The organism is Mesorhizobium sp. LEGMi-168a, from assembly GCF_058312955.1.
This window is the reverse complement of sequence record NZ_JBZEGV010000035.1, coordinates 22,270-45,175: the sequence shown is the minus strand read 5'-3', so window position 1 is coordinate 45,175 and position 22,906 is coordinate 22,270. Positions and strand designations below refer to the sequence as shown.

At 60.5% G+C, this 22,906-nt stretch carries 20 protein-coding genes and 1 pseudogene; 4 read left to right on the top strand and 17 right to left on the bottom strand.

Annotated features, from left to right (window positions below):
• Positions 1-11 precede the first annotated feature (11 nt).
• On the top strand, positions 12-1,058 hold the full coding sequence (locus tag AC4FWB_RS29855; protein ID WP_491029817.1) for a HoxN/HupN/NixA family nickel/cobalt transporter: 1,047 nt from the start codon (positions 12-14) through the stop codon (positions 1,056-1,058).
• Between the two features lie 629 nt (positions 1,059-1,687).
• On the opposite strand, the gene AC4FWB_RS29850 is transcribed toward AC4FWB_RS29855, so the two are convergent.
• From AC4FWB_RS29850 to AC4FWB_RS29840, 3 genes are all read right to left on the bottom strand, one after another.
• Complete coding sequence (locus tag AC4FWB_RS29850; RefSeq protein WP_491029816.1) at positions 1,688-2,275, bottom strand: type II toxin-antitoxin system VapC family toxin; 588 nt, start codon at positions 2,273-2,275, stop codon at positions 1,688-1,690.
• Positions 2,276-2,282: 7 nt separating this feature from the next.
• A complete protein-coding gene (locus tag AC4FWB_RS29845) occupies positions 2,283-2,654 on the bottom strand; it encodes a hypothetical protein (protein WP_491029815.1) in 372 nt (123 codons plus the stop codon).
• Positions 2,655-2,968: 314 nt separating this feature from the next.
• Positions 2,969-3,202, bottom strand: a complete 234-nt coding sequence (locus AC4FWB_RS29840) for a helix-turn-helix domain-containing protein (protein WP_491029814.1) — start codon at positions 3,200-3,202, stop codon at positions 2,969-2,971.
• Between the two features lie 113 nt (positions 3,203-3,315).
• Here AC4FWB_RS29840 and AC4FWB_RS29835 point away from each other — a divergent pair, with 113 nt between their 5' ends.
• Positions 3,316-3,594 carry a DNA -binding domain-containing protein gene (locus tag AC4FWB_RS29835; protein WP_491029813.1) on the top strand — a complete coding sequence of 93 codons (279 nt, stop codon included), beginning with the start codon at positions 3,316-3,318 and terminating at the stop codon, positions 3,592-3,594.
• Between the two features lie 1,036 nt (positions 3,595-4,630).
• On the top strand, positions 4,631-4,921 hold the full coding sequence (locus tag AC4FWB_RS29830; RefSeq protein WP_491029812.1) for a hypothetical protein: 291 nt from the start codon (positions 4,631-4,633) through the stop codon (positions 4,919-4,921).
• Positions 4,922-5,487: 566 nt separating this feature from the next.
• On the opposite strand, the gene AC4FWB_RS29825 is transcribed toward AC4FWB_RS29830, so the two are convergent.
• The 12 genes from AC4FWB_RS29825 to AC4FWB_RS29770 form a co-directional block, all read right to left on the bottom strand.
• A complete protein-coding gene (locus AC4FWB_RS29825) occupies positions 5,488-6,603 on the bottom strand; it encodes an omptin family outer membrane protease (RefSeq protein ID WP_491029811.1) in 1,116 nt (371 codons plus the stop codon).
• A 744-nt stretch (positions 6,604-7,347) separates the two neighbouring features.
• Positions 7,348-8,529: a 5-demethoxyubiquinol-8 5-hydroxylase UbiM gene (ubiM, locus tag AC4FWB_RS29820; RefSeq protein ID WP_491029810.1), complete on the bottom strand. Its 1,182-nt coding sequence runs from the start codon at positions 8,527-8,529 to the stop codon at positions 7,348-7,350.
• Positions 8,529-8,804, bottom strand: a complete 276-nt coding sequence (locus tag AC4FWB_RS29815) for a hypothetical protein (protein ID WP_491029809.1) — start codon at positions 8,802-8,804, stop codon at positions 8,529-8,531. The genes ubiM and AC4FWB_RS29815 overlap by 1 nt, the downstream gene beginning before the upstream one ends.
• Positions 8,805-8,909: 105 nt before the next feature.
• Entirely contained in the window at positions 8,910-9,065 is a 156-nt protein-coding gene (gene ccoS / locus AC4FWB_RS29810; protein WP_491029808.1) for a cbb3-type cytochrome oxidase assembly protein CcoS, read from the bottom strand.
• Positions 9,062-11,341 carry a cation-translocating P-type ATPase gene (locus AC4FWB_RS29805; protein ID WP_491029807.1) on the bottom strand — a complete coding sequence of 760 codons (2,280 nt, stop codon included), beginning with the start codon at positions 11,339-11,341 and terminating at the stop codon, positions 9,062-9,064. The genes ccoS and AC4FWB_RS29805 overlap by 4 nt, the downstream gene beginning before the upstream one ends.
• Positions 11,338-11,790: a FixH family protein gene (locus AC4FWB_RS29800; protein ID WP_491029837.1), complete on the bottom strand. Its 453-nt coding sequence runs from the start codon at positions 11,788-11,790 to the stop codon at positions 11,338-11,340. Before AC4FWB_RS29800 ends, AC4FWB_RS29805 begins: the two co-directional genes overlap by 4 nt.
• A 41-nt stretch (positions 11,791-11,831) precedes the next feature.
• On the bottom strand, positions 11,832-13,388 hold the full coding sequence (ccoG, locus tag AC4FWB_RS29795) for a cytochrome c oxidase accessory protein CcoG (RefSeq protein WP_491029806.1): 1,557 nt from the start codon (positions 13,386-13,388) through the stop codon (positions 11,832-11,834).
• A gap of 204 nt (positions 13,389-13,592) precedes the next feature.
• Positions 13,593-14,456: a cytochrome-c oxidase, cbb3-type subunit III gene (gene ccoP / locus AC4FWB_RS29790; RefSeq protein ID WP_491029805.1), complete on the bottom strand. Its 864-nt coding sequence runs from the start codon at positions 14,454-14,456 to the stop codon at positions 13,593-13,595.
• A 2-nt stretch (positions 14,457-14,458) separates the two neighbouring features.
• The gene (locus AC4FWB_RS29785; RefSeq protein WP_491029804.1) at positions 14,459-14,608 is read right to left on the bottom strand and encodes a cbb3-type cytochrome c oxidase subunit 3; all 150 of its coding nucleotides are present in this window, start codon (positions 14,606-14,608) and stop codon (positions 14,459-14,461) included.
• 11 nt (positions 14,609-14,619) lie between these two features.
• Complete coding sequence (gene ccoO / locus AC4FWB_RS29780; protein ID WP_491029803.1) at positions 14,620-15,351, bottom strand: cytochrome-c oxidase, cbb3-type subunit II; 732 nt, start codon at positions 15,349-15,351, stop codon at positions 14,620-14,622.
• Complete coding sequence (gene ccoN / locus AC4FWB_RS29775) at positions 15,342-16,973, bottom strand: cytochrome-c oxidase, cbb3-type subunit I (RefSeq protein ID WP_491029802.1); 1,632 nt, start codon at positions 16,971-16,973, stop codon at positions 15,342-15,344. The genes ccoO and ccoN overlap by 10 nt, the downstream gene beginning before the upstream one ends.
• A 583-nt stretch (positions 16,974-17,556) precedes the next feature.
• Entirely contained in the window at positions 17,557-18,321 is a 765-nt protein-coding gene (locus tag AC4FWB_RS29770; RefSeq protein ID WP_491029836.1) for a Crp/Fnr family transcriptional regulator, read from the bottom strand.
• Positions 18,322-18,491: 170 nt separating this feature from the next.
• On the opposite strand from AC4FWB_RS29770, the gene hemN reads away from it, so the two are divergent.
• Positions 18,492-19,841, top strand: coding sequence for an oxygen-independent coproporphyrinogen III oxidase (gene hemN, locus AC4FWB_RS29765; RefSeq protein ID WP_491029835.1), 1,350 nt, complete (start codon positions 18,492-18,494; stop codon positions 19,839-19,841).
• Between the two features lie 145 nt (positions 19,842-19,986).
• On the opposite strand, the pseudogene AC4FWB_RS29760 reads toward hemN, so the two are convergent.
• Positions 19,987-20,975 (bottom strand): annotated as a pseudogene (locus AC4FWB_RS29760) (cation:dicarboxylate symporter family transporter).
• Between the two features lie 558 nt (positions 20,976-21,533).
• Entirely contained in the window at positions 21,534-22,868 is a 1,335-nt protein-coding gene (locus tag AC4FWB_RS29755) for an ISNCY family transposase (RefSeq protein ID WP_491029801.1), read from the bottom strand.
• Between the last annotated feature and the right edge of the window lie 38 nt (positions 22,869-22,906).

The window sequence follows — 22,906 nt, the reverse complement described above, 5'->3', positions numbered from 1 at the left end:
AGGACGTTCGCATGCGGAACCTTTTCGATGACCGGCTTGTTCGCGCCAAAACAAAAATCGCCATTGTCTTTGGATTCCTGGTCGTCGCTAATGTTGTGGCGTGGACTTGGGCCTGGATTGTCTTTGCCGATCGACCTGCGCTGCTTGGTACGGCCTTCGTCGCCTATATGCTCGGTATTCGTCATGCGTTTGATGCGGACCATATCGCGGCGATTGACAATGTCGTGCGCAAGCTCATGCAGGAGGGCAAACAGCCCTTTTCGGTCGGCTTCTTCTTTTCTCTCGGCCATTCCACGATCGTCGTGCTGGCGTCTGTTGCCATTGCGGCTACCGCCACTGGTATGCAAAGCCAGCTTGGCGCCTTCCACGACATCGGCGGTGTAATCGGCACTTCGGTTTCTGCGTTGTTCCTGCTCGTCATCGGTGTTGCCAACCTGCTTATCCTGAGACGCATTTGGGCGGCGTTCTCGCGAGCACGTCGTGGCGAGAGGATCGTCGATGAGGACCTTGATGCATTGCTGGCAGGACGTGGCTTGCTAGCTCGGGTTTTCCGCCAAACTTTCAAGGTGGTCTCGCGCTCGTGGCACATGTATCCGATCGGCTTTCTGTTCGGTCTCGGTTTCGATACCGCCACCGAAATTGGCCTGCTCGGCATTTCCGCTACGCAAGCCGCACAAGGCATGTCGTTTTGGACGATCCTTGTTTTCCCTGCTCTGTTCACAGCCGGAATGTCGCTTATAGATACGATGGATAGCGTGGTGATGACGGGTGCCTACGGCTGGGCGCTGATCAATCCCATCCGCAAACTTTGGTATAACCTGACGATCACCGCCGCCTCTGTGATAGTCGCGCTCTTCATTGGTGGCTTAGAGGGGCTGGGCTTGATCTCAGACAAGCTCGGTCTACAGGGCGGTGTGTGGGATATCGTCGCCACCTTCAATGACAACCTCGGAAGCCTCGGCTTCGCTGTCGCGGGCATCTTCATTGCAAGCTGGATCGTTTCGACGATGATCTATCGAGCGAAAGGCTACGACCGAATTCAGGCCAATGCCTCTTAACGGGACAGCGGATTGCATGGCGACCCGCCTCGCGCCGTCTTAACGTCAGCGATCAAGTCCGGCCGGCCAAGGCAAGAACTGACAATTTCATCGTTCTTCTGTAAATGCGGTACGCTTCAAATCGGGGAAGAGCAACGCTACCGCGGCGCGGTGTTCCGTGTCTGTTGTTCTGGGACCGTTCCACGCCGGAGCGCCGGCAAAAACGGAACGAAGCATATACAAATCGCTTCCTAAGACAAGGTTTAGGCCATATCCTTTCGTTAGTTGAAAGGTAACAAAAAGATCCTTGTCCTATGCCGCAACAGGACAGCCGTCTTGGGCTGTGGATCGAGACGTTCGTGGCGGGCGAGAATGTGCGGGCATTTATACGCCCCAACTGCCCCCCAAACCTCCGATCGATCTTGGCACGTTTTCGGAGCTCATAGAGCGCGCGAACCTTGCTCTTGCGGGAGGCTTGACGCGGTCGTGCGGAACAGTTGCTTTGCGGCATGGCTGAGCCGTCGCCACCGCCGTCCGAAGCGACTGGATCCGACCGATTTTGGTGTTGATCGGATGCGTTTCAAAGCCATGCTGCCCGACGCGCAGGTGGGTTTGATAGGCATGTCTGTGTCAAAGAATAAACCTTCTCCTCAATTTTCTTGATGCTTAGAGCGGCGCTGCCTGTAGAAGAGGACTTTGCCACCAGGAATAAGTTGCTGGCAGAAGTCGTAGTCGGCGATGTTACGGGTCAACAGGACAAGCCCCGACTTCGATGCCTGCACATACAGAGTGCAGTCATGGAGGCAGCGCAGCTTCTGGTCGTCTTGGTGCCCCTGCAGGCGACAGAGCACGCCATTCAGAACAGCAGCGCGGCCAAAGGTGTCGGCATCGGGGGTTAGGATCCGGTGTCTGGGCATCGATCGGATGACCTCGGACACAGCTTTTTGCACGCCGGCAGTACGGGGATCGTCGGGCTTCAGGACACCAAGCGTATGGGCCAACTCCTGGATGCAGATGACTGAATGGTTGTTGTGCCGACCGTCCATGATCTGCTTCACCAAGGCGGGGGCTTTGCCTTGGAGGCTGTCGATGTACACACAGGTGTCGAGTAGTAGCGCCTGCCCGCCGAGCTCGCCCTCATTCACGAAGGGGAGCTGATCATCAGGTCGGCGAGCGAGTGTTTTGGTTGGAAAGCCGCGGAGGGAGCGAAGGGCTACATCAACATCGAATTCTGACACTCAAACCTCAATCAAAGCCGAGTTTGATGTCTGGATCGATGGTTCCCGCGAGCTTGTTCATGGTCGCGGGGAAATTGTCTTCGAGCGCAAGATTCGCGAGAGCGAATTCAAGCAACTCGGTGTCACCTTCAATGCCCGTCTGGCGCTTTGCCTGCTCAATGAGGGCATGGCTCAAGCGGGCTGTGATCCGCTCGTCTTTAGGGCCGATCAGGCCTTTGCGAATGGCAGCATGAAGCGTCTGCCGAACGACAAACTTCTGCTCGCCCGGCATGTCCTTGTTGGCGTCCTTGCGGGTCAGGCTCCGCGTGCGCTTCTTTTTTTCGGCGAAGCGCTGTTGCGGAGCAGTCGATGGCGACCGGCTTCTTATCGTCTTAGTCATGTCGCTATCTCCTATGCTGTTAGCCAAATTGTGTGCTTTGTCAAACGTAGCAGCTGAGAGTAGGTTTGTCACTCGCAAGCTCACTCAGATTTGCTGAGCGGCCATTCTTCCGGCATTAGGCAGCAAACGCCAGACAGCGAAGGGTGGTGATGCGGACAGTACGGTTTGTGGTCTTTTACCTAGCGCCGCTGTAAGTCGGCGCTCGTCGTCCACAGCCCAAAAGGACTGCGAGCGGAGAGGCGAAGCCGAATGCCGAGACCGCTAGCGGCCCGGTGCACAAGCACCCGACGCGATCCGCCAGGCGCGGGTGCCCGCTAGGACCGCAGGCTGGACAGAATCTCGCACGGATCAGCATCAAGCGCCGCAGTTACGTCGAGAAACTCGATGACATCGAGACGCCGCTCGCCGCCCTCGTACTTGGCCACAAAAGATTGTGGACGACCAAGCGTCTCAGCCACTTGCGCCTGGGTCAGGCCTTTGGCCGTGCGAAGCGAAACTAGCAGGGCCAGAAACCGCTGGTGGCGCTCCGATCGAAGAGATTTGGGCATGTAGGCGAACCGGTCGGGTAAAGACCGGCTCAGCGAGTAATCCCCGTTTCGGATAATCCCATTTTGGGATATGACATTGGATCTACGCTCAACAGGCGAGGTTCGCAGCAGGCATGAATCGATCGACGGGAAAAGAGATTGGGAGCTCAACTCTGAGCGATGAAGTCCCCTGGTCGGACACCCTCACCGCCTACGACAGAGAGCATTTCACGATCTACCTGAGGATCCTGGATGCTTGCGCCGATAATGCCAGCGAAGAGGAGATGGCCGATCTCATTCTCGGCATAGACCCGGTCCTTGAACCGGTGCGCGCCCGCAAGGCGCTTCGCAGTCATCTCGATCGCGCGAACTGGATGGTGACGACCGGCTACAAGGAACTATTCGCCGGCTGACGCACAGAGCGGACGTAACGCTTTTCAAACGAGGAAATCTCGAGACCCGCCAACCACAAGCGCGCGCGGCTGCCGCGAGAGACGATGCGGCGGGTGCCCGTCACAACCGCTTGGCGCGCTCTTTTGCCGCCAAATCAAGCGTTTCGCTCAGAGGCGCCCGTTGGAGTTCAGGAAGCCTTGAGGGATGCCGCGGCCAAGCCTACGCAGGGTTTGCCGATCCATCTCTGTCTCGATACCTCGGCCATGACCTTTATCCCGAGCGCCCTACCAAGATCGATTGCCGATTTGACAAGCGGTCAGAATTCCCGGGACTTGGCTAAGCCGCGGATGAAGCCTGGTCTATTTCACCTTGCCTATCCGGCTGTCGGTGAGCGATGCCAACGTGCAGTGCCGCAGTCATAGAGGGCGATGGAAATGCCGGCATATGAAAGACGTTCGAGCTTTTTCCCTTCAGGTTCGTATTCGCCGGGTATCTCAAGGCGATCATGGCAATCGACAGGCGTTGTTTGCGCGTCAGCAGGAGTTGGCCGCTGCGGGCTTCCTCGGCTTTGATCTCGACCTACGTGGCGTTGGTCGGAGCACCAACGTTTCCGGGCATCCACGTTTGCCAGGCGGCGTCGAGCTGGATACTCGCGGCGGGTCTGATGGGTTTCCAAGAAGACCAGCCACGCCCTTGACCTCAAGGTAAGGTTCGGATCGACCCGGCACCGCAACGGACCGTTCGACCGAGGGAGGGAATTTCGGGGGGCGAACATACCCGAATGCAAGTCAGATAATTGGCGCTCGCAGCCGGTCGGGAAGGTACCGCGCCAGAAACATGATAGGCGCGCAATTTTTGTTTTCTCAACGCTTGACGCATAGGATTGGATGCTTCGCTGTTGGACGAAAAGCAAGATAGGCTGATGGATGCACAGCGCGACCCGAGCGCACCCACAAAATCTTCACATGGTGCAGGTAAGGCAAGGGAGCTTGTAGCCATGCCGACAGGCAGGCTGGCATCCTGATGACCGAAACGAGAGGAAGAAACGTGCTGAGAATGACGCGTGCCGAGCTTCATGAGCTGGTCTGGTCGAAACCGATGACCGACATCGCAAGGCTGTATGGCGTCAGAGACCAGCATGTCGCGCAGGCCTGCGACGCCCATGGGATCGCTCGGCCGCGTCCCGGCCATTGGCAAAGGGTAGAACACGGCAAGTCGGTGGAGACTGCCGCGCTCGACAACAAGAACCATTCTCCAGAGGCGATCATCATTATCGAACCGGCGGTCGGGAGGCCCGGCCAGCTTCAGCGGGGCGACGACAATGACGCGAAGAGATGCGCAGCATGATCCATTAGAGGCCGGTGATGCCGCCCGAAAATGGCGTCTTGGCCGAGGACTCGAGCCTCCATCGCGAGCGTTTCGTGGATCTGGCGGCTTCGCTGTCTTGAGTTCGCACCACAGCGAAGCGCGCTGCCGATGAAGATCCGGGCGGTTATCGTCCGCGCCGCATATTACGGCAAATCCGACCTTCGCAGCGCCCCGGAACAGCGGGTGCTCGTGACGAAGTGCGGTTTGCGGCGATGGGCCAGCTTATCGGCCCATCAGATACTATATCAGCCATCCCGATTGCAGCCCGAGCTATGTGAAGCGTGGGCGAAATTCAGACGGGTTTTGTGAACGATCCTGCTGTCATCGAACGTCGGGAGCGGGCTTTGGCAAAGCCGTCGGCGCTGGCGCGACCATGGATAAACACCGCCCGACAATCAATGGAGTAACCGCGCCGGCGCCCAGAGATCGCGACACGTCACTCGGCGAGCGAGCCGCTTCGGCTCAGGCCTTGGCTGGAGCAATCGAGTGCCCATAGCAGTCCGACCTCCTCCGGCGCTTCGGCAAAGATGCATGTCTTAGCGTCCTCAAAACGTGGCCTTGAGACCAAGGGAGACAGACATGGCTTGGAACGTCGCCCCGACAGCATCTTTCCACTTACCTTCGACCTGCCCTTTGGCCGTGTTGAAGCTTTGTTCGTCGCCGCGGGTGTGAAACACCCGATCGAAGGACCCGCGCAGATACAGCGAGGCGCATGGCGTTACCGCGTAACTGACCGCGATATCGGCTCCCATCGTCGGCGCTGTGTATAGGTCGTCGTAAAAGCGATGCTCGCCCCAGTGGTCGTCTATGTCCTCGAAGCCGATGCTCAGGCCAGCTCGAACGCCACCACTGATGCTAAGGTCGCCAAGGACCTGTTCGCCGCTCAGGCTCACGAAGCCAACCGGAATCTTTTGCCGATTGCTGATGACTTTATGGTCCCCCGGCCAGATGGGGTGTCGGTCGCGAAAGAGCGGATCCCCGCTCGATTCGATGCCGTATCCCCCATAGGCTGTCCACTTGACATCGGTATAGCGCACGCCCGCACCGAGCGCGAGACGGCCCGTTTCATTGCTGGCGACGATCCGGTCCACCTCGATCGAACCGGCGAAATAGTGATCGAGGTCGGTATCGGGCATAACCGCGCGGCCGCTCCAGCTGTCATGGAGCTTGCTGGCCCAATCGCGATCGAGCAGGTGTCCGTCGCCGCCAATACCGACATCGAATCTGCTTTTTAAACTCCATTCCTTATCGAAACTTGCATTGACCCCGAACGTCAGCAGAGTGACCTCTATGCTCTTCCAATCCAGCTGGCTGACCTTGTGATGGTGCCAGTCGTCGTGGTTCCAGTAGACAAATTCCTGGGCCCTTATGTCGGCCAGACCGATTTGGCCGAAAACCACGGTGTTCCCGTTGTCGATATAAAATGGGCCCTTCCCCTCGGCAGCGAACGATGGCGCCGACAACAGGACACAAGAAGTGGTGAGGACCTTGAAGGTGACGCGCCTTGCACATTCACTGGCTCTTTCATCCGGCACACCAATTCGGGACCTTGACTTCCTCGCTTCTGAACCGCGGGCCGCTGCTGTTGTCCCATTGGGTGCGCTTCGCCATGGCGAAAAAAACCGCGTTCCACCCTTCACGGACTTTTGAGAATGCAGCATGTCGTTGTCCTTCGTTTCGCAAAAATATGGATCGTGAAGACCGTGCAGGAGCGCGATGCGAGTATGCCTGGCATCGGCCGACCGGTTTGCGGTCACGGGCGAGCGCAGGGAATAGTCCTCTTTTCGGCAAGGTCAGCGCCGATCGGCCATGCACGGCTTAACAGGGATGTCGGAGGACCGCGGACCTTGCCGCGGATGCGGTAGAAATATTGGTCGGCCGGGGCATCGGTACCGACCCGCAACGGACGCGCCGCCGTAGTTTGGATTGACTATTTGGCGAAGCTGTCATGCGCTCCTGCTCGTGCGTGCCCCAGAATCGGTTGCTTTCGTCCAAGCAATTGCCGGACCAGCCGGGAAACCAGCCAAGAACCTGCTCAATCACACAGGGGCGTTGCACATGCTTGTCAGAAGGCTGACAAAGGGCGTGTCGGAGAGGCAACGGAGTCTGTCCGAGTTGCATAGACCGAGGTGAAAATGCAAAGCCGAACCTAGGTTGAAGCGTCGTGTCTCACCGCTGCGATAGCGGGGGATCGGCTGGGGCCACTCGAGCCGGGGACAGGCGAAGGTGACGTCGAAACCTGGTGCAGCTCGATAGCGCGGTGGTGTTCGGCAACCCGATCTCCGCTGCCGTGCCGCTCGCTTGAGCGCCGTTGCGGGCCCCGCTCGCAGGGGCTTCGTCACCGCGGAGCGGCGGGGCACGATCCCGAGGTGTCGTCCTCGTGGTGAGCTACTCGTGACTGCGTTTCACCGCCTCAGCATGGCCGAAATGCCATGGCGGACAAAGGGAAAATATTGGGCAAGGCGGAGCCCCACATGCCTTGCAAGCCGTGCCGCCGCGTGCTCGCCCGAGTAGAGTCCGACGAGCAGATTCGTAGCATGGTAGAGCGGTGCCGCCGACAGCCTGAGGCAGCCTTCGTATCTGCGGAGCATGTCGGGATCGGCAATGTCGCGACGGTCGCGATGTGCTGCCAGGATTCTACGGGCGAGTTGCCTCTGGCCGCTAAGGCCGATGTTGAAGCCATGCGCAGTCACCGGGTGCATGCCGATGGCAGCGTCGCCGATGAGTGCGGCGCTCGGAGCCCAAAACCTGTGCGCCCACGTCGTGACCAGGGGATAGGCATGGCGGGTGCTTGCCAAGGTCATTTTTCCGAGGCGCCCTCGACACCGGTCCGTCAATTCCATCAGGAACAGATCGTCGTCGAAAGCAAGAAGCCTATTGGCCTCGTTTGCACGCAATGTGAGAAGCAGCGACGACACGCCTTCCATCAGCGGCAACATCGCTATCGTCTGATAGTGATCGAACCATTCGATTGCGACCTGGTGGTGGGCGCGCTCGTGCCTCACTCGGCAAATCAACATCGAGCTGCCAAGCCGATTGATCTCGGCGGCGATGCCGAGCAGGTCGCGCGTGCGCGATAGACGCGAATCCGCTGCGACGAGAAGCCGAGCGGCCAACCGCCTGCCGCCAGAAAGCTCTACGACCGCTCCTTTGTGGCTGTTGGTTACACCAACGACCGAGTGGCCGCATAGCAGCTGGGCATGGTCATTCAAGCGGATGGTCTTGAACAGGGCATCGCGGATCCGACAATTTGGGACCAGAAATCCGAGTGGTTCTGCAGATCCTCTTGGAGGATCGAAACACAGAGCGAAAGGGCTCGATCCGTTGAGCACGCGCGCACCTTGCACTGGTGATTTGTGACAAGCGGAGATGGCGTCCCAGGCGCCGAGCTCGCGAAGGATCCTGATCGAGGGATAGGTCAGCGCGATCTCGCGACCATCGAAAGGCGGATTCGCCAGCCTTTCAATGGTCTGCTGTTCAACCACCGCCACTTTGAGATCGCACTTTGCAAGCGTTGCGGCGAAGGAAAGTCCGACCGGCCCGGCTCCGGCAACAATGACGTCGAAACTGTCGTCGCAGTCGGTCATCAGCGCGCGGCCACCGCGTCGGCTGCCTGCGTGAGACGCTGATTGAGTTGAGCCATAAGCCGTGGACTGATGGCCCTGGCCACCAGTATGCGCCGTATCGCCTCAAGCCGCTGTGCACGAAAATCCGCAAAAATCCGCAACGAGGGATGCAGCCGGGAACGCAGCCGATAGGGCCAGCCCTTATCTGCGCCAATCCAGGCAGCTAGCCAGCCAGCAAGCGGGCTTCTCACCCCGGCGGTTCGCTGATGATGACGACCAAACTGTGCGTTAGACATGCGTTCTCCCTTGAAGGATAGGTCGACGTAACCAACCAGTGAGGAGATAACCTTGATCTGGATCAGCCAGATGCGGCAAAGCCGGCAGCGGTGGGTGTGATCGAGTCATCGTTCCGGATTGTCGTCGCAGTCGATGAGGATGCGCTCAGCGGCCCCTTGGAGATCCTCGTATTGACCACTCCTCAACGCCCACAGAAAGCCGGACAGCCCAAGCGCGCCAAGGAACAGAGCTGCTGGTATCAGGTAGACGAGCATCGTCATGACGGCTGCACTTGTGCGCGAATGCCGGAGCCCGTTGCCGAAGGAGCCGTCGTCACCTCGCTACGTGCAAAGCCTTGCAGGCGTAGCGCATTTCCAATGACAAGCAGCGACGAGGCGGACATGGCGATGGCGGCGATCAGCGGAGTGACGTGTCCAAGAATGGCGATCGGCACGGCTATGGCATTGTAGACGATCGCGATAGCGATGTTCTGGCGGACCAATCGTCCGGCTTTCCGCGAGACGTCCAAGGCAAGGGGTACCGCACGTAGGCTCTCGCGAAGGAATACGAAATCCGCGGCGTTGCGGCCAATGTCGGCGGCGGTGGCCGGGGCGATCGAGACATGTGCCGCGCCCAGCGCGGGCGTGTCGTTCAGACCATCGCCGACCATCAGGACCCGGTGACCGTCATTGGTCAGCTGCATGATCCGCTCGACCTTTCCTGACGGCACGAGAGCGGGAGTAAAACGGTCAAGCGGTAGCGAGTCGGCGACCTCGGCGCATGCGACGGCTGTATCGCCGGACAACATTTCCACAGTAAGTCCGGCATGTTTCAGCCGCGCAATGGCCGTGTCCGCATCCGCCCGCAAGGCGTCCTCGAATTCAAAGGATGCGACGATCCTTCCGTTTCGGGTCAGCACCGTTACGCCTGTCTTGCCTTCGGCATCGGCCCGACCCTTGTAGCCGGCCCATCCCCGCCGGCCCAAACGCCAGGTACTGCCCGCGGCAGTCGCTTCGATGCCGAAACCCGGATGCTCTCTCACTTCATTGAATGTCGGTTGCCCGGCCGGGTTCATCAGGCCGGCGATCGCCTGCGAAAGCGGATGGCGGGAATGCGCGCCCATCGCGGCGGCGATGGCCAGCATAGCCGGATCGATGGACGACCTGTTGACGAGCCGTGGTTTTCCCAGCGTCAAAGTGCCCGTCTTGTCGAAGACCGCCGTATCGATCGCCGCCAGGCGCTCCAGGGCCGACCCGTCCTTGACCATGATGCCGTTATCGAACAGTCGTCGTGCGGCGACAACCTGGACGATTGGCACGGCAAGCCCGAGCGCGCAGGGGCAGGTTATGATCAGCACCGCGATGGCGATCGTCATCGCCCTGTGCCAGTCGCCGCTGCCAGCCATCCAGCCAAGAAACGTCGCGAACGCCGTCAGGTGTACCACTGGCGCATAAAGCGCGGCAACGCGGTCCGCGATCCGGCGGTAATGGGCGCGACCGCCCTCGGCGGCCTCCAGCAGACGGACCATTTCCGCCAGGAAGGAATCCTTGGCGGCTGCAGTCGCCTCGACGGTCAGCGGGCCGGTCAGATTGAGCATGCCGGCCTGGACCATATCTCCGGCCTCGGCGTTTCGCGGTGTGCTCTCGCCCGAGACCAGTGAGCAATCGAGATCCGACGAGCCCCGGACGATCCTGCCGTCGAGAGGTATCCGTTGGCCAGCGGCGATCAACACGCGCATGCCCGGTCCGATCTCGCCGACTGGCAGATAGTGGCGTGCGCCGTCATCACGCAGAACCGTGGCGCCGCGGGCAGTCAGCCGTGACAGTCCCTTGACTGCGGTTCGGGCCCGCTCGCGCATCACGTGGTCCAGCGTCCGGCCGATCAGCAGGAAGAACAGCAACGATGCTGACGCGTCGAAATAGGCGTGCTCGCCATGAGTGACTGTCTCGTAGAGGCTCATCGCGTAAGCGAGCGAAACTCCGACGGCGATCGGGACGTCCATGTTCATGCGTCCATGTCGCAGAGCATTCCAGGCCGACCGGAAGAAGATGCCGCCGGCGAATGCAAGCGCGGGGATGGCGATCAGCGCCGAGACCCAGTGGAACAGATCGCGGGTTGCCCCTGCGGCTCCCGACCAGACAGAGACCGACAGCAGCATGATATTGCCCGCCGCGAAGCCTGCGACCGCGACTGCCCGGACCAGTTGCGAAAGCGTGCCGTCTTTTTCGTCGCCGTCGGTTTCGAACAGATGCGCCGCATAACCCAGTCCCTCGAGCGTGGCTACGATCGGCGGCGCCTCACCTTCGCGCCATCGCACCGACACCCGTTTCGTCGATAGGTTGACGCGCGCGCTCTCGACGCGGTCGAGTTCTGCAAGTGCTGTCTCGATTGCCCGGATGCAGGCTCCGCAGTGGACCGTCGGGACCGAAAGGTCAGTCTGAATCATGCCGTCGCCGAGACGGCGGCTCGCCAGCCTGATTTCCTGGTCTGAGGGCAGGTCTGGCTTCACCCTGCCTGGATCCCGCACCGTCTCGGCGGCAGGTGCACGGCAACTCATTGCAACGCCCCATTGGAAACGATGACACGGCGGACTTCCCGATAGGGCTTCGCGAGACCTGCGTCCGCGTCCACCTCAATGATCCAGACGCCATTGCGGGGCGTATGCCGGGCCGCGTATTCCTGGCCGGAGGCAAGAGCTAGAGTGATGGACCGGTCCTCGGCTTCGTAGGCGGGATGACGAAAGAGCACCTTGACGTCATGCAATGCGACAGGCTTACCAGCGGCATCCGCGAGGCTGTAACGGACTTCGCCTCCGGCAATGGTCAACCGGCTCTTCCAGCCGAGCGCGGCCTGCGCTCTTCCCTTCCTTGCTTCCTCATTGAACTGCTGGCTCGCCACATAGGTGTTTTCGACGACGAGCCCGGTCCAGCTTGTATTGGCAAGCGTCGCCATCAACGCGTCGACGCTGACGACCACGCTGAAAAAGGCCAAGACGATGAAAAACATGTGCCGGCCAGTGAATGCGCGAGTTTGCTCCGTTTTGGTGCTCACCTGGTCGTCTCCGGCGTATTGAAGGTGGCGATGTATCGGTCCGACTCCGAACCGGCCTTGTCGTTTGCGATGAATGTGAAAGTCTGCGTCTGGTCCCGGATCTGACGGGCGGACTGGCGCACGAAGATCTTCAACGTTTTCAGGCGATCGGGCTCGACCGGGACAGCGAAGGAACGACCTGCAGGCAAGTCAGAGCCAACGAGGCTCATTTGCGCGCCTTCCAGGCCCTGCATCGTGACGACGATGGTTCGCGGCTCAGGGGTCATGTTCAGCAGCTTCACAGTGTAGCCGTTGCGGATGGATCCATCGGACAGCGTCACGAATTGCGGGTTGCGGTCGTGAAGCACGTTCACCTCGAGCCGGCTGCGGGTTATCAGTGAACAGAGCAGTCCGATGCCGATCAGTGAGCACAAGCCCATGTAGACAAAGGTGCGCGGCCGAAAGATCTTGCCGAGGTGGAAATGCGCCAATTTGTCGGAGAAAGCGCCGGTGGTCCGAACGAGAGTGGGATCGATCGGGCGCGTACCGCCTGCCGTCGCTACGGCCATGTTGGTGTTGTAGTCGGAAAGCGTCGCGTAGGAGACCAGCCCGCGCTCCTTGCCGAGCTTGTCCATAACGCTGTCGCAGGCGTCGGTGCAGAGCGCGCAGGTGATGCATTCGAGCTGCTGGCCATCGCGAATATCGATGCCCATCGGGCAGACGGCGACACAGGCGTTGCAGTCGATGCAGTCGCCGACCGGCTGACCGGCGGCGAGAACCTTCTTGGCATGGCGTGAACGCGGCTCGCCGCGCCAGTCGTTGTAGGTCACCGTCAACGAATTTTCGTCAAGCATGGCGGCCTGGATGCGCGGCCACGGGCACATGTAGGTGCAGACCTGCTCGCGCATCAGTCCGCCGAACACATAAGTGGTGCCGGTCAGAACGGCGATCGTGATGTAGGCGACGGGCGCCGCCGTGCCGCTGACGACTTCGCCAAGCAACTTCGGCGCGTCGGCAAAATAAAAGATCCAGGCACCGCCCGTAGCGACGGCGATGACCAGCCAGACGGCATGCTTGGAAACGCGCAGAAAAAGCTTGCGGGTTGTCCAGGGGGCGGCGTCCAGGTTCATGCGCGCATTGCGGTCGCCTTCGATCGCGCGTTCCACGACAAGGAACAGGTCAACCCACACGGTCTGCGGGCAGGTATAGCCGCACCAGGCTCGCCCGACCGTCGACGTGATCAGGAAAAGGCCGACGCCGGCCATGACCAGCAGGCCGGCCACATAGTGAAATTCCTGCGGCCATATCTCGATGAAGAAGAAGTAGAAGCGGCGGTTGGCAAGATCGAGCAGCACGGCCTGGTCGGGGGCAAACGGCCCGCGGTCCCAGCGCAACCAGGGCGTCAGGTAGTAAATGCCGAGCGTGAGGACCATCACCAGCCATTTGAACCGGCGGAAGCGGCCGAAGGCGCGCTTGGGGAAGATCTTCTTGCGCGCGGCATAGAGCGGCTGGCGTATCCTGGCGGAGTTGACCGCTTCGGCTTCGAGCCGTTCTATCTGCTTGCTATCAAGCACGAGAAGCTCCGGTCATCAGCGGCGATTTTCGCGGCCGACGCCCGACCACCGGATCTGGCCGATGGTTGAGCAAGCTTTGCCGCATGGCGAGCGGCGTCGCGTTGATGAAGTTCAACCGCGGGATGCCGCAATGTGGGTCGAGGCCCGGCTCTCGCCGGGCCTCGTCGCTTGGCGGGGGGGAGGGCCGAGAATAGGCCGCCGTTCCTATTCTCCAGCGCCAAGCGAATGGACATAGACTGCAAGTTCCTTGACCTTGATCTCGCCGAGACGCCCGATCCAGGCCGGCATCACGCCTTGTTTCGGCGCGCGGACCTGGGCGGCGATGGCCGTCTCGCCCGGCCCATAGAGCCAGATCGCATCAGTCAGATCGGGTGCGCCGAATTCTCTGTTGCCCTTTGCGTTCTCACCGTGACAAGCGACGCAGTTGTCCGCGAAGACCTTAGCGCCGGGCTCGACCAGGCTGGCGTCTCTGACGGGTCCCGACAAGCTGGCGACATAGGCGCTGACTTGGGCGATCTCCTCAGGCGTGATGACGTCGCCAAAAGCGGGCATTTCCGACACACGCGTGTCGGGGTCTGATGTGAAGCGGATGCCGTGGGTGATCGTCTGCTGGATTTGCTCGGCGTTGCCGCCCCACAGCCAATCGTCGTCATTGAGATTGGGAAAACCGCTGGACCCTTGCGCGCCGGAGCCGTGGCACTGCACGCAATTGACCCTGAACGCCGCAAAGCCGGCTGCGACCGCGAACTCGCGCAATGCGTCGTCGGCAGCAATCTCCGACACGGTTTTCGATTCGACAGCCGCGACATATTTAGCCTTGGCCGCCTTCGCCGCCGCCAACTCGTTCTTGACCTCGTTGCGGCTCGAATAGCCGAGCGCACCCTTTGTTGCCGAGCTCAGCATCGGCCATGCCGGATAAGCGATGGTGTAGCCGATCGCCCAGGCGATAGTGATGTAGAAGGTGACCACCCACCAGCGCGGAAGCGGGTTGTCGAGTTCCTTGATGCCGTCCCACTCATGACCGGTCGTTGAGACGCCTGACAACTCATCGATATGCTGTGTGCTCATGATCAGTCGTCTTTGAGGGGAATGCGGGCGGCTTCATCAGCCTGGCCGCGACCGCCCGGTCGGAGCGCGATGGCAACGCATCCAGCAAAGAAGAGCGCCATGGCGAGCAGACCCCAGCTGTCGGCAAACTCCCGCATCAAATTGTAATCCATCGTGATTCTCCTTAGCGGTAGCCGGCGGCGTCGTCGTAGTTGTTGAAGTCGACCAGTGTGCCGAGCATCTGCAGATAGGCGACGAGGGCATCCATTTCGGTCACCTGTTGCGGGTCGCCGTCAAAGTCGCCGCCCTTGGCTTTCGGGTATCGGGCCTCAAGGCCTGATGTGTCGACGTTGGGATCGGCCTGCGCCATCAGGTCGGCGTTCGCGTGCGAGATCATGTCGTCAGTGTAGGGGACACCGACGCGACGGTTGGCGGCGAGGTGCGTGGAAAAGTCCTTCACCTCGATCGGCCTGTCCTTCAGGAAGGCATAGCTCGGCATGATGGATTCCGGCACCACGGAGCGCGGGTCGGTAAGATGCTGAACGTGCCAGCTGTTGGAGTAGCGGTCGCCGACGCGGGCGAGATCTGGGCCTGTGCGCTTGGATCCCCATTGGAAGGGATGGTCGTACATCGACTCGGCCGCCAGGCTGTAGTGGCCGTAGCGCTCCACCTCGTCGCGGAACGGCCTGATCATCTGGCTGTGGCAGAGGTAGCAGCCCTCGCGCACATAGATGTTGCGGCCGGCGAGCTCGAGCGGCGAATAGGGGCGCATCCCTTCCACCTTCTCGATCGTATTATCGAGATAGAAGAGCGGCGCGATCTCGACGATGCCACCGACGGTCACGACCAGCAGGGACCCGACGAGAAGGAGCGTGGTGTTCTTCTCGATGGCCGCGTGTCTGTCCATCAAGCCCATTTTCTGGCTCCTGAACGCACGGGCTTCAGGACGGAGATGGAGCCGGGCATCGGATCCTCCTCACGTTGGTAGCCAAAGATGGTCATGGTGATGTTCCAGGCCATGATCAGGGCGCCGGACAGATACATCGCGCCGCCGACCGCGCGCATGATGTAGTAGGGATGCACGGCGGCAACGGTTTCGGCGAAGGAATAGACGAGGAATCCCTGCTCGTCGTATTCGCGCCACATCAGCCCCTGCATGATGCCGGACACCCACATGGCCGCGGCGTAGACGACGATCCCGAGCGTCGCCAGCCAGAAGTGCCAGGTGACGAGGCGCAGCGAATAGAGGCGCTCGCGATTCCAGAGCTTCGGAACCATGTAGTAGATCGCGCCGAACGAGATCATGCCGACCCAGCCGAGCGCGCCGGAGTGCACGTGGCCGATTGTCCAGTCGGTGTAATGCGACAGCGAATTGACCGTTTTGATCGACATGATGGGACCTTCGAAGGTCGACATGCCGTAGAAGGCGATGGCCGTTACCATCATGCGGATGATCGGGTCGGTGCGCAGCTTGTCCCAGGCGCCCGACAGCGTCATCAGGCCATTGATCATGCCGCCCCAGGACGGCATCCACAGCATTATCGAGAACACCATCCCTAGCGTCTGCGCCCAATCTGGAAGAGCGGTATGGTGAAGATGATGCGGCCCGGCCCAGATATAGAGAAAGATCAGCGCCCAGAAGTGGATGATCGACAGGCGGTATGAATAGACCGGCCGGTTCGCCTGCTTCGGCACGAAGTAATACATCATGCCGAGGAAGCCGGCGGTCAGGAAGAAGCCGACGGCATTGTGCCCATACCACCACTGTGTCAGCGCGTCCTGAACGCCCGAGAAAGCGGAGTAGCTCTTCGAGCCGAGGAATGAGACCGGCATCGACAGGTTGTTGACCACATGCAGCATCGCGATGGTCACGATGAAGGAGAGGTAAAACCAATTGGCGACGTAGATATGCGGTTCCTTGCGCTTGATGATGGTGCCAAGGAAAAGGATCAGGTACGCGACCCAGACGATCGTCAGCCAGATATCGACATACCATTCCGGCTCGGCGTATTCGCGGCTTTCGGTGATGCCGAGCAGATAGCCGGTCGCGGCCATGACGATGAAGAGTTGGTAGCCCCAGAAGACGAACCAGGCGAGCTTGCCGCCGAACAGCCGGGCGCGGCAGCTGCGCTGGACCACATAAAGCGATGTGCAAATCAGCGCATTGCCGCCGAAAGCGAAGATGACGCCGGACGTGTGCAGCGGCCGCAAGCGGCCGAAATTGAACCAGGGCCCGACGTTGAGATTCGGATAGGCAAGCTGCAGCGCGATGACCACGCCCACCAGCATGCCGACAACGCCCCAGAAAACCGTAGCGATGGCTCCGTAGCGGATTGGTCCGTCCATGTAAGCTGCGGGGTCGATCGGAACTGCCGGCTTGAACTCGGTGTGGCGCATCAGCATCGCATTGAAGCCAGCCACGGCGAAAAACAGAACCCACATGTGCTGGCGAAAAGGCTCATCCACGCCAAAGCCGGCAGCCACCAGGGCTGCGAAAGCAAACAGGCTTAGAAGGACGATCTCTGTGCCGAATTTCATTGCAAGTCCCGATCTGGAAATTCCGGCGGACGCCAAATCCGCAGCGCATAAATTGCGCAGTCGCGGCCTGTTTGCCCTGATCCATGTCAGAGCGGCGCGATTTTGATTCAGGTGCGATCAGAAGGTGGCGATTGAACGAAGAAACGCAGCATGAGCAGGCCCGCTCACTGAACAAGTCCGGCGCCCACGGGCCGCTCCGGCGTGAAGGCGATTGCGGGCAATGTGATGACGCACGTGGGGCTTTAAAGTATGGCTGATGCCTTGCCGACGAGGCCGCTCCAAATGCCTTGGGACAGCCGATCATTCCGCTGCCTCGGTGACACTCGTAACGTCAAGGAGAGCGTCTTTTCTCCGCGGAGGCGCATTGACCTCGGCCGGGCCTAAGCTGCCTCCACCAGGCGATTGCGCGTCGAGCACCTCGAGGATCAATGGTTCGCAACGAGGTGCCCGAAAAATCCTGACAATCGGTCATGGTGATCCGAGAGATGCCATGCCACTTTTTCGAAGGCCTGCGGCGACGCATCGCGTTCGAACGTGAGCGTGCCCTGCCCCAGGCCAGGGTAAGCGAGGCAGGAGCGGCCGCTCAGATCTCGTTGATGGGGCGGTTGCGCCTCGGCCGCCGCCCACCGCAACGCTGTTCCAGCCGGCTCATGTTGTCTACGGTGACACGGCGGTTGTTTTCGATCCGGATCACGCCGTCCATTCTCAGTCTGGTCAGCTGGCGGCTCACCGTCTCGTTTGTGATTCCAAGGAAATCAGAGATGTCGGCACGCGTCAGCGGCAGATCGAAGCACGTCGACCTGGCCGCCGGGCCAACACTGGAGCCGATATTGCGGGCGATCATGAGAAGAAAGCTCGCTACCTTCTCAGGCGCCGTCTTGCAGCCCAGAGTGACCATCCATTCGCGTGCATCGTCGAGTTCGTTCAGCGTCTGCTTGAGCAGGCGATGCTCGAGCTCCGGTGATTGCTTCATCGTCTGTTCGATTGCCGCTTTCGGAAACGAACACAGCGAGACAGCCGTTGCCGCTTCGGCATGGATGGCGCTTTTCACCTTGAAGGGCTGTCCCAGAAAATCCGGCGCGAACTGGAGACCGACGATCTGCTGGCGGCCGTCCGAAAGGCTCTTCGTCAGCTTCACCACGCCCGAAAGCACGTTTGAATAGCTGTTGACGGCCTCGGCATCGCCAATCAGCTCGACGCCCGGTTCGACCCTATGCCGCGACGAAGTCTTGGCGAGCTTGGCCAAACGATCCGGATCGAGCGCGCCGCAGAGGCCGCGGTGCCGTGCCTGGCAAGACAAGCAATAGAGGGGGATGCCGGAACTGTGAATGTCGTGCCGTACTGTCATTTGATCGCTCTCCCGATCTGATCGCTCTCCCGGCCCAACCGCCGGCACGATAACAATCGACGGTAGAAAAATCCTTGCGGCAGTTTGTCGTGCTGGAGACTGACCGAAATCAGGGCTCTGCCTCGTCTGTCAGTCCACAGTCCCGGCGACGCAAACAGGTGGACCACGACATGCGACCGGAACTAGCGGCCAGGCTTGGCGAGAACGTCCCGCGCTATACCAGTTACCCGAGCGCGCCGCATTTCCATCCCGGTATCGATGCTGTCGTTTACCGCGGCTGGCTAGAGGCGCTCGAAGGCGGCGGCGAAATATCGCTTTACCTGCATGTTCCCTATTGCGACAGGCTCTGCTGGTTCTGCGCGTGCCATACCAAACACACGCGCCAGTATGAGCCGGTGGCCGCTTATCTGCGTTCGCTGTATGCGGAGATCGCGACGGTTGGCCGCCTTGTCAGCGGCAAGGGCCGAGTTCGCGCGGTTCATTTCGGTGGCGGTTCGCCGACCATGCTGAAGCCGCATGATATGGTGACATTGGGAGCGGCGCTGCGCGACAATTTCGACGTTCTCGACGATGCCAAGATCAGCGTCGAGATCGATCCGAACGATATGGACGGAGCCCGCCTCGACGCGCTTGCCGAAATCGGCATGACGCGGGCGAGCCTCGGCGTGCAGGATTTCGATCCGAAAGTACAAAAGGCGATCAACCGCGAGCAAAGCTTTTTGCAGACCAAGGCAGTCGTCGACGGGCTTCGTTCCCGGGGAGTAGATTCCGTGAACCTTGATCTGCTCTACGGCCTACCGCATCAAACCAGCGAAAGCGTGCGCTCCACCGTGGCGCAGGCGCTCACCCTGGAACCGGACAGGATGGCGCTGTTCGGCTACGCCCACGTGCCCTGGTTCAAGAAACATCAGACGATGATCGACGAGGCATGGCTCCCCGGTCCCGCGGAGCGGTTCGCTCAATCGCGACTTGCCGCGCGAGCGACCGAGGACAAGGGGTACGAATCAATCGGGCTCGATCATTTCGCAAAGCCGGGCGATGCGTTGGCGCTAGCGGCCCGCGCGGGGGCGTTGCATCGCAATTTTCAGGGCTACACCGAGGATTGCTGCGAGACGTTAATTGGACTTGGTTCTTCGTCCATCGGCCGGTTCCGCCAAGGCTACGTGCAGAATATGTCTTCGACCGGCGAATATCGGCACAGGGTGGAAGACGGGGGGCTGGCCGCCGTCCGCGGCATAGCATTTTCCGACGACGATCGCGTGAGGGGCTGGATCATCGAGCGACTGATGTGCGATTTCGCCTTCTCAGCGATCGACCTGGTGGAGAGCTTCGGGAAAGCCGGCCAAAGGCTCCTTCGTCAGGCAAGCTCCATCGCCCTTAAGGATCCTGCTCGACTGCTTGAACTCCAAGGCGACAGTTTCATCGTGCCGGCGGAAAACCGTCCCTTCGTAAGGAGCATTGCGGTCAAGTTCGACAAATATTTCGAAAGCGGAACGGCCAGGCACTCAGCAGCAGTCTGAGCACTTCAGCGTAAAACTGGGCCATCGGGTTTGATCGATTGCCAAGCCGTTCCCGCAGTACAGGAAGTTGCGGAGACTCATAGTTATTTGATGCAGATACCAGCTGGCGGTTTCTCTATGACGGCTTCGCGCTCTGCCCCAATCCCTAAGCGGCGTTCACGCGAGCTGGCCAGCCGCGACCGCCGTTCGCCACGCAGGTCGACTTGATCCGCAAAGCGCTGGAGAGTTCCGCTCGCGAGGACCTTGCCAATCGAACTTCATCCGGCTCGCCCTCCGCGCGGGCGACGACGAGCGATGCCACCGCGTTAGCGATGACATTCGTCAGCAAGCAGCACTCCGACATGAAATTGTCGACGTCAAGGATCAGGGTCATGCCGACGAACGGGGCGATCGGGACGACAAGGAGCGTTGTAGCCAATGTGACGAAGCCTGCACCGATAATGCGAGTTGCTTCCTTCGAAGGGAGCATGGCGACAAGAAGCAGCAGGATTCGATCGCCGATCACGAGATCGATGTTCGTTGCCTTGGCGATGGAGAGGGCCGCCAGCGTCATGTAGATGTTGGTGCATTCCAGATTAAAGGATTATCCAGTCGGGATGACCATCGCCAAAGCGATGCCAACAGAACCGAGAAGGACAGGACCTGCATGATGTCGACCTCCGCAAAGGCACCGACAATCGTGGCCGGGATGATGTTCATCAGGAAGCCTGGCACGGACTGCTCGTGGGCCTTTGCGGCATAGGCATCCACGGCCTGGACGTCGAGCGAGGCCGGATCGATGTTGAGGCCGGCGCCGGGTTGAATGACATTGGAGACGACGAGGCCGACGATCAGCGCGAGTGTCGAGAAGGTGAGGAAATAGACCATCGCCTTGCCGGCAACCCGGCCGACCTTCTGGAGATCGTTCATGCCGGCGATGCCGGTCGCAATTGTCAGGAAGATGACAGGCGCGATGATCATCTTGACGAGCTTAATGAAGGCATCACTCAGCGGCTTCAGGCTCTCGCCGAGCCCCGGATAGAAATGGCCGAGTGCGACGCCGAGGGCGATGGCGGCAACTGCTTGGGCGTAAAGCTTGGCATAGAAGGGTTTGCGGGGCGCGGGACTCGCACTGCGGACTTGTGGAGCTGACACTGTTCTTTCCCTGACCGGATCGAGGTGGGTTCCGACCTTCGCGGGCTTCTCCCATCGCGGCGCTCCGGTCGAACGCTGCACCGACGCCGCCGCGAGCACCGTGCCAAACCTCGGCGGCGCGAGAAACGCGCAGGACCTCTCACGCCGTGCTTATGCGGATTTCTGCACGCGCCGCTGGCGCGTGCCTTTCACCGAAAGAAGGGCCGACTGTGGGGATTGGAGTGTCGCTCTTTGCGTTACACGCTGCCTGGCAGCGGCTGGAAGGCCGTCGACGCAAGCTCTTTACGAGGCTGCGATCGGCATCTTGATGGTCGACATTTTGCTATGGCTATGCCCAAGGCCGTCTCCCCAGCGGGCGCTGGCTAGACTAATTTCCATCCATAAACGTGCGTATTTCAGTGCGTTTACAATGAGTTGCGCGCGATTGAAAGCGCCTTGAAGCGCCTTGACGGGCGCGGACGGGTCGAAGAGTGCTGTTTTGTCGCCAAAATAGTGTCATCGGCGCGTGCGGTGGCGGCCGGCGTGGGTCGGCGCGGGGCAACTGCGATGCCGGTCAGTTCAGGTCGGCTTGAGGCGGGTGAAGATGACGAGGTTGTAGGCCACGACCGAGGACCAGACGTAGGTCTTGAAGTGATCGAGGCCGCGCCAGGTGCAACGCGCTAAACCGTAAGCACGCTTGAGGCATGAGATGCCGGCCTCGATGCCGGCGCGGAAGTTGCGCAGCTTGCGATAGACCCACTTGCTTCTGACCATGTCCTCGATGCTAAGGCCAGCTTTCTTGTGGAAGGCCATGTCGGAAACGCCCCACGCTTTCGCCGTGGCCAGGTTGGCGCGAGTGGCGAAGCCACCATCGGCGGCCGCCTGCCGTGGTGCCTGACCATAGAGGGCGATGTGGCGCTCTAGCATCGGCAGCAAGCGGTCGCTGTCGGCCGGGTTGCCTGCTTCGATCATCAGATCGAGGATCATGCCGCTCCTGCCGGTGGTGAGGTTGAGCTTGTGGCCGTATTCGGTATCGCGGCTGCCTTTGACGATGATATCGGCATGCTCTTCGAACAGGCTGACCAACTTCTCGCCGGCGGGTACCGGCTCGCCGGCCAACACCCGCCGCTCGCTCTGTCTGATGATCCGTTCGACCAGCGGCCGATAATGACGAACCTGGATCTGCCACATGGACGGTTTGCTCGCCACCGCCAAACGCTCGCTCGCCTGCTCCAGATAGGCCAAGCTCGCACGGGTGATCGCGATCAGCTCGCGGTAGAGTTGGACCCGGTTAGGTCGACCGCGCGTGAACTGGATTTTGCGAGCCCGCTTCTTGGCTGCGCGGCAGTGATCGCGCCATACCATGCTGGTGCCGCCAATCAAGACATCAGCTCGCTTCAGAAGGCGCACCATGACCCGCACGGCATCCCAAAGCAGGCTGCTGTCACTCGGCTCGTGCATGAGTGCCGAGATCACGGTGCTGTCCAGCCGCACCACTGCGCCGTCTTCGAGCTTCGCCTGTCGAGCGCTCGACAGCAGTACCCGATTGATCTCTTCCCAGGTCTCGGGCCGCAGCGCGCTGATCGTCTTTTGCAGCACTGACTTCTGCGGGCTCCATGACAATGGTAGGCGGGCAAAGGCGCGAAACGAGGCAGAGTCCTCAAGATGGAACGCCAGCTCCTGATAGCTCAGCTGCCGATATTGCTTGAGAAGCGCGCAACGCAGCACCGCTTCAGCAGGCAGGCCTTGCCGTCCGGTAGCCTTGACACCGACCCGGACCAAATCGCGCGCCACCAAGCCAAGCAGATCGCGATGCTCGTCCAGCCAGCGCGACATTGCCTCCAGTTCGCGTCCGATCTCGTGCGTGGCGAAAACATCGAATATACTCGCTTGGACGGTGCGTTCTTGGCGCATTGTCGGCTCCGGCGGTGTCAGGACTTTGGAATCAGTGG

Coding starts and splice junctions, on each gene's coding strand:
- AC4FWB_RS29855 (WP_491029817.1), top strand. CDS start 12: ATGCGGAACCTTTTCGATGACCGGCTTGTTCGCGCCAAAACAAAAATC.
- AC4FWB_RS29845 (WP_491029815.1), bottom strand. CDS start 2,654: ATGACTAAGACGATAAGAAGCCGGTCGCCATCGACTGCTCCGCAACAG.
- AC4FWB_RS29840 (WP_491029814.1), bottom strand. CDS start 3,202: ATGCCCAAATCTCTTCGATCGGAGCGCCACCAGCGGTTTCTGGCCCTG.
- AC4FWB_RS29835 (WP_491029813.1), top strand. CDS start 3,316: ATGAATCGATCGACGGGAAAAGAGATTGGGAGCTCAACTCTGAGCGAT.
- AC4FWB_RS29830 (WP_491029812.1), top strand. CDS start 4,631: ATGACGCGTGCCGAGCTTCATGAGCTGGTCTGGTCGAAACCGATGACC.
- AC4FWB_RS29825 (WP_491029811.1), bottom strand. CDS start 6,603: ATGCTGCATTCTCAAAAGTCCGTGAAGGGTGGAACGCGGTTTTTTTCG.
- ubiM (WP_491029810.1), bottom strand. CDS start 8,529: ATGACCGACTGCGACGACAGTTTCGACGTCATTGTTGCCGGAGCCGGG.
- AC4FWB_RS29815 (WP_491029809.1), bottom strand. CDS start 8,804: ATGTCTAACGCACAGTTTGGTCGTCATCATCAGCGAACCGCCGGGGTG.
- ccoS (WP_491029808.1), bottom strand. CDS start 9,065: ATGACGATGCTCGTCTACCTGATACCAGCAGCTCTGTTCCTTGGCGCG.
- AC4FWB_RS29805 (WP_491029807.1), bottom strand. CDS start 11,341: ATGAGTTGCCGTGCACCTGCCGCCGAGACGGTGCGGGATCCAGGCAGG.
- AC4FWB_RS29800 (WP_491029837.1), bottom strand. CDS start 11,790: ATGTTTTTCATCGTCTTGGCCTTTTTCAGCGTGGTCGTCAGCGTCGAC.
- ccoP (WP_491029805.1), bottom strand. CDS start 14,456: ATGAGCACACAGCATATCGATGAGTTGTCAGGCGTCTCAACGACCGGT.
- AC4FWB_RS29785 (WP_491029804.1), bottom strand. CDS start 14,608: ATGGATTACAATTTGATGCGGGAGTTTGCCGACAGCTGGGGTCTGCTC.
- ccoO (WP_491029803.1), bottom strand. CDS start 15,351: ATGGGCTTGATGGACAGACACGCGGCCATCGAGAAGAACACCACGCTC.
- ccoN (WP_491029802.1), bottom strand. CDS start 16,973: ATGAAATTCGGCACAGAGATCGTCCTTCTAAGCCTGTTTGCTTTCGCA.
- AC4FWB_RS29770 (WP_491029836.1), bottom strand. CDS start 18,321: ATGACAGTACGGCACGACATTCACAGTTCCGGCATCCCCCTCTATTGC.
- hemN (WP_491029835.1), top strand. CDS start 18,492: ATGCGACCGGAACTAGCGGCCAGGCTTGGCGAGAACGTCCCGCGCTAT.
- AC4FWB_RS29755 (WP_491029801.1), bottom strand. CDS start 22,868: ATGCGCCAAGAACGCACCGTCCAAGCGAGTATATTCGATGTTTTCGCC.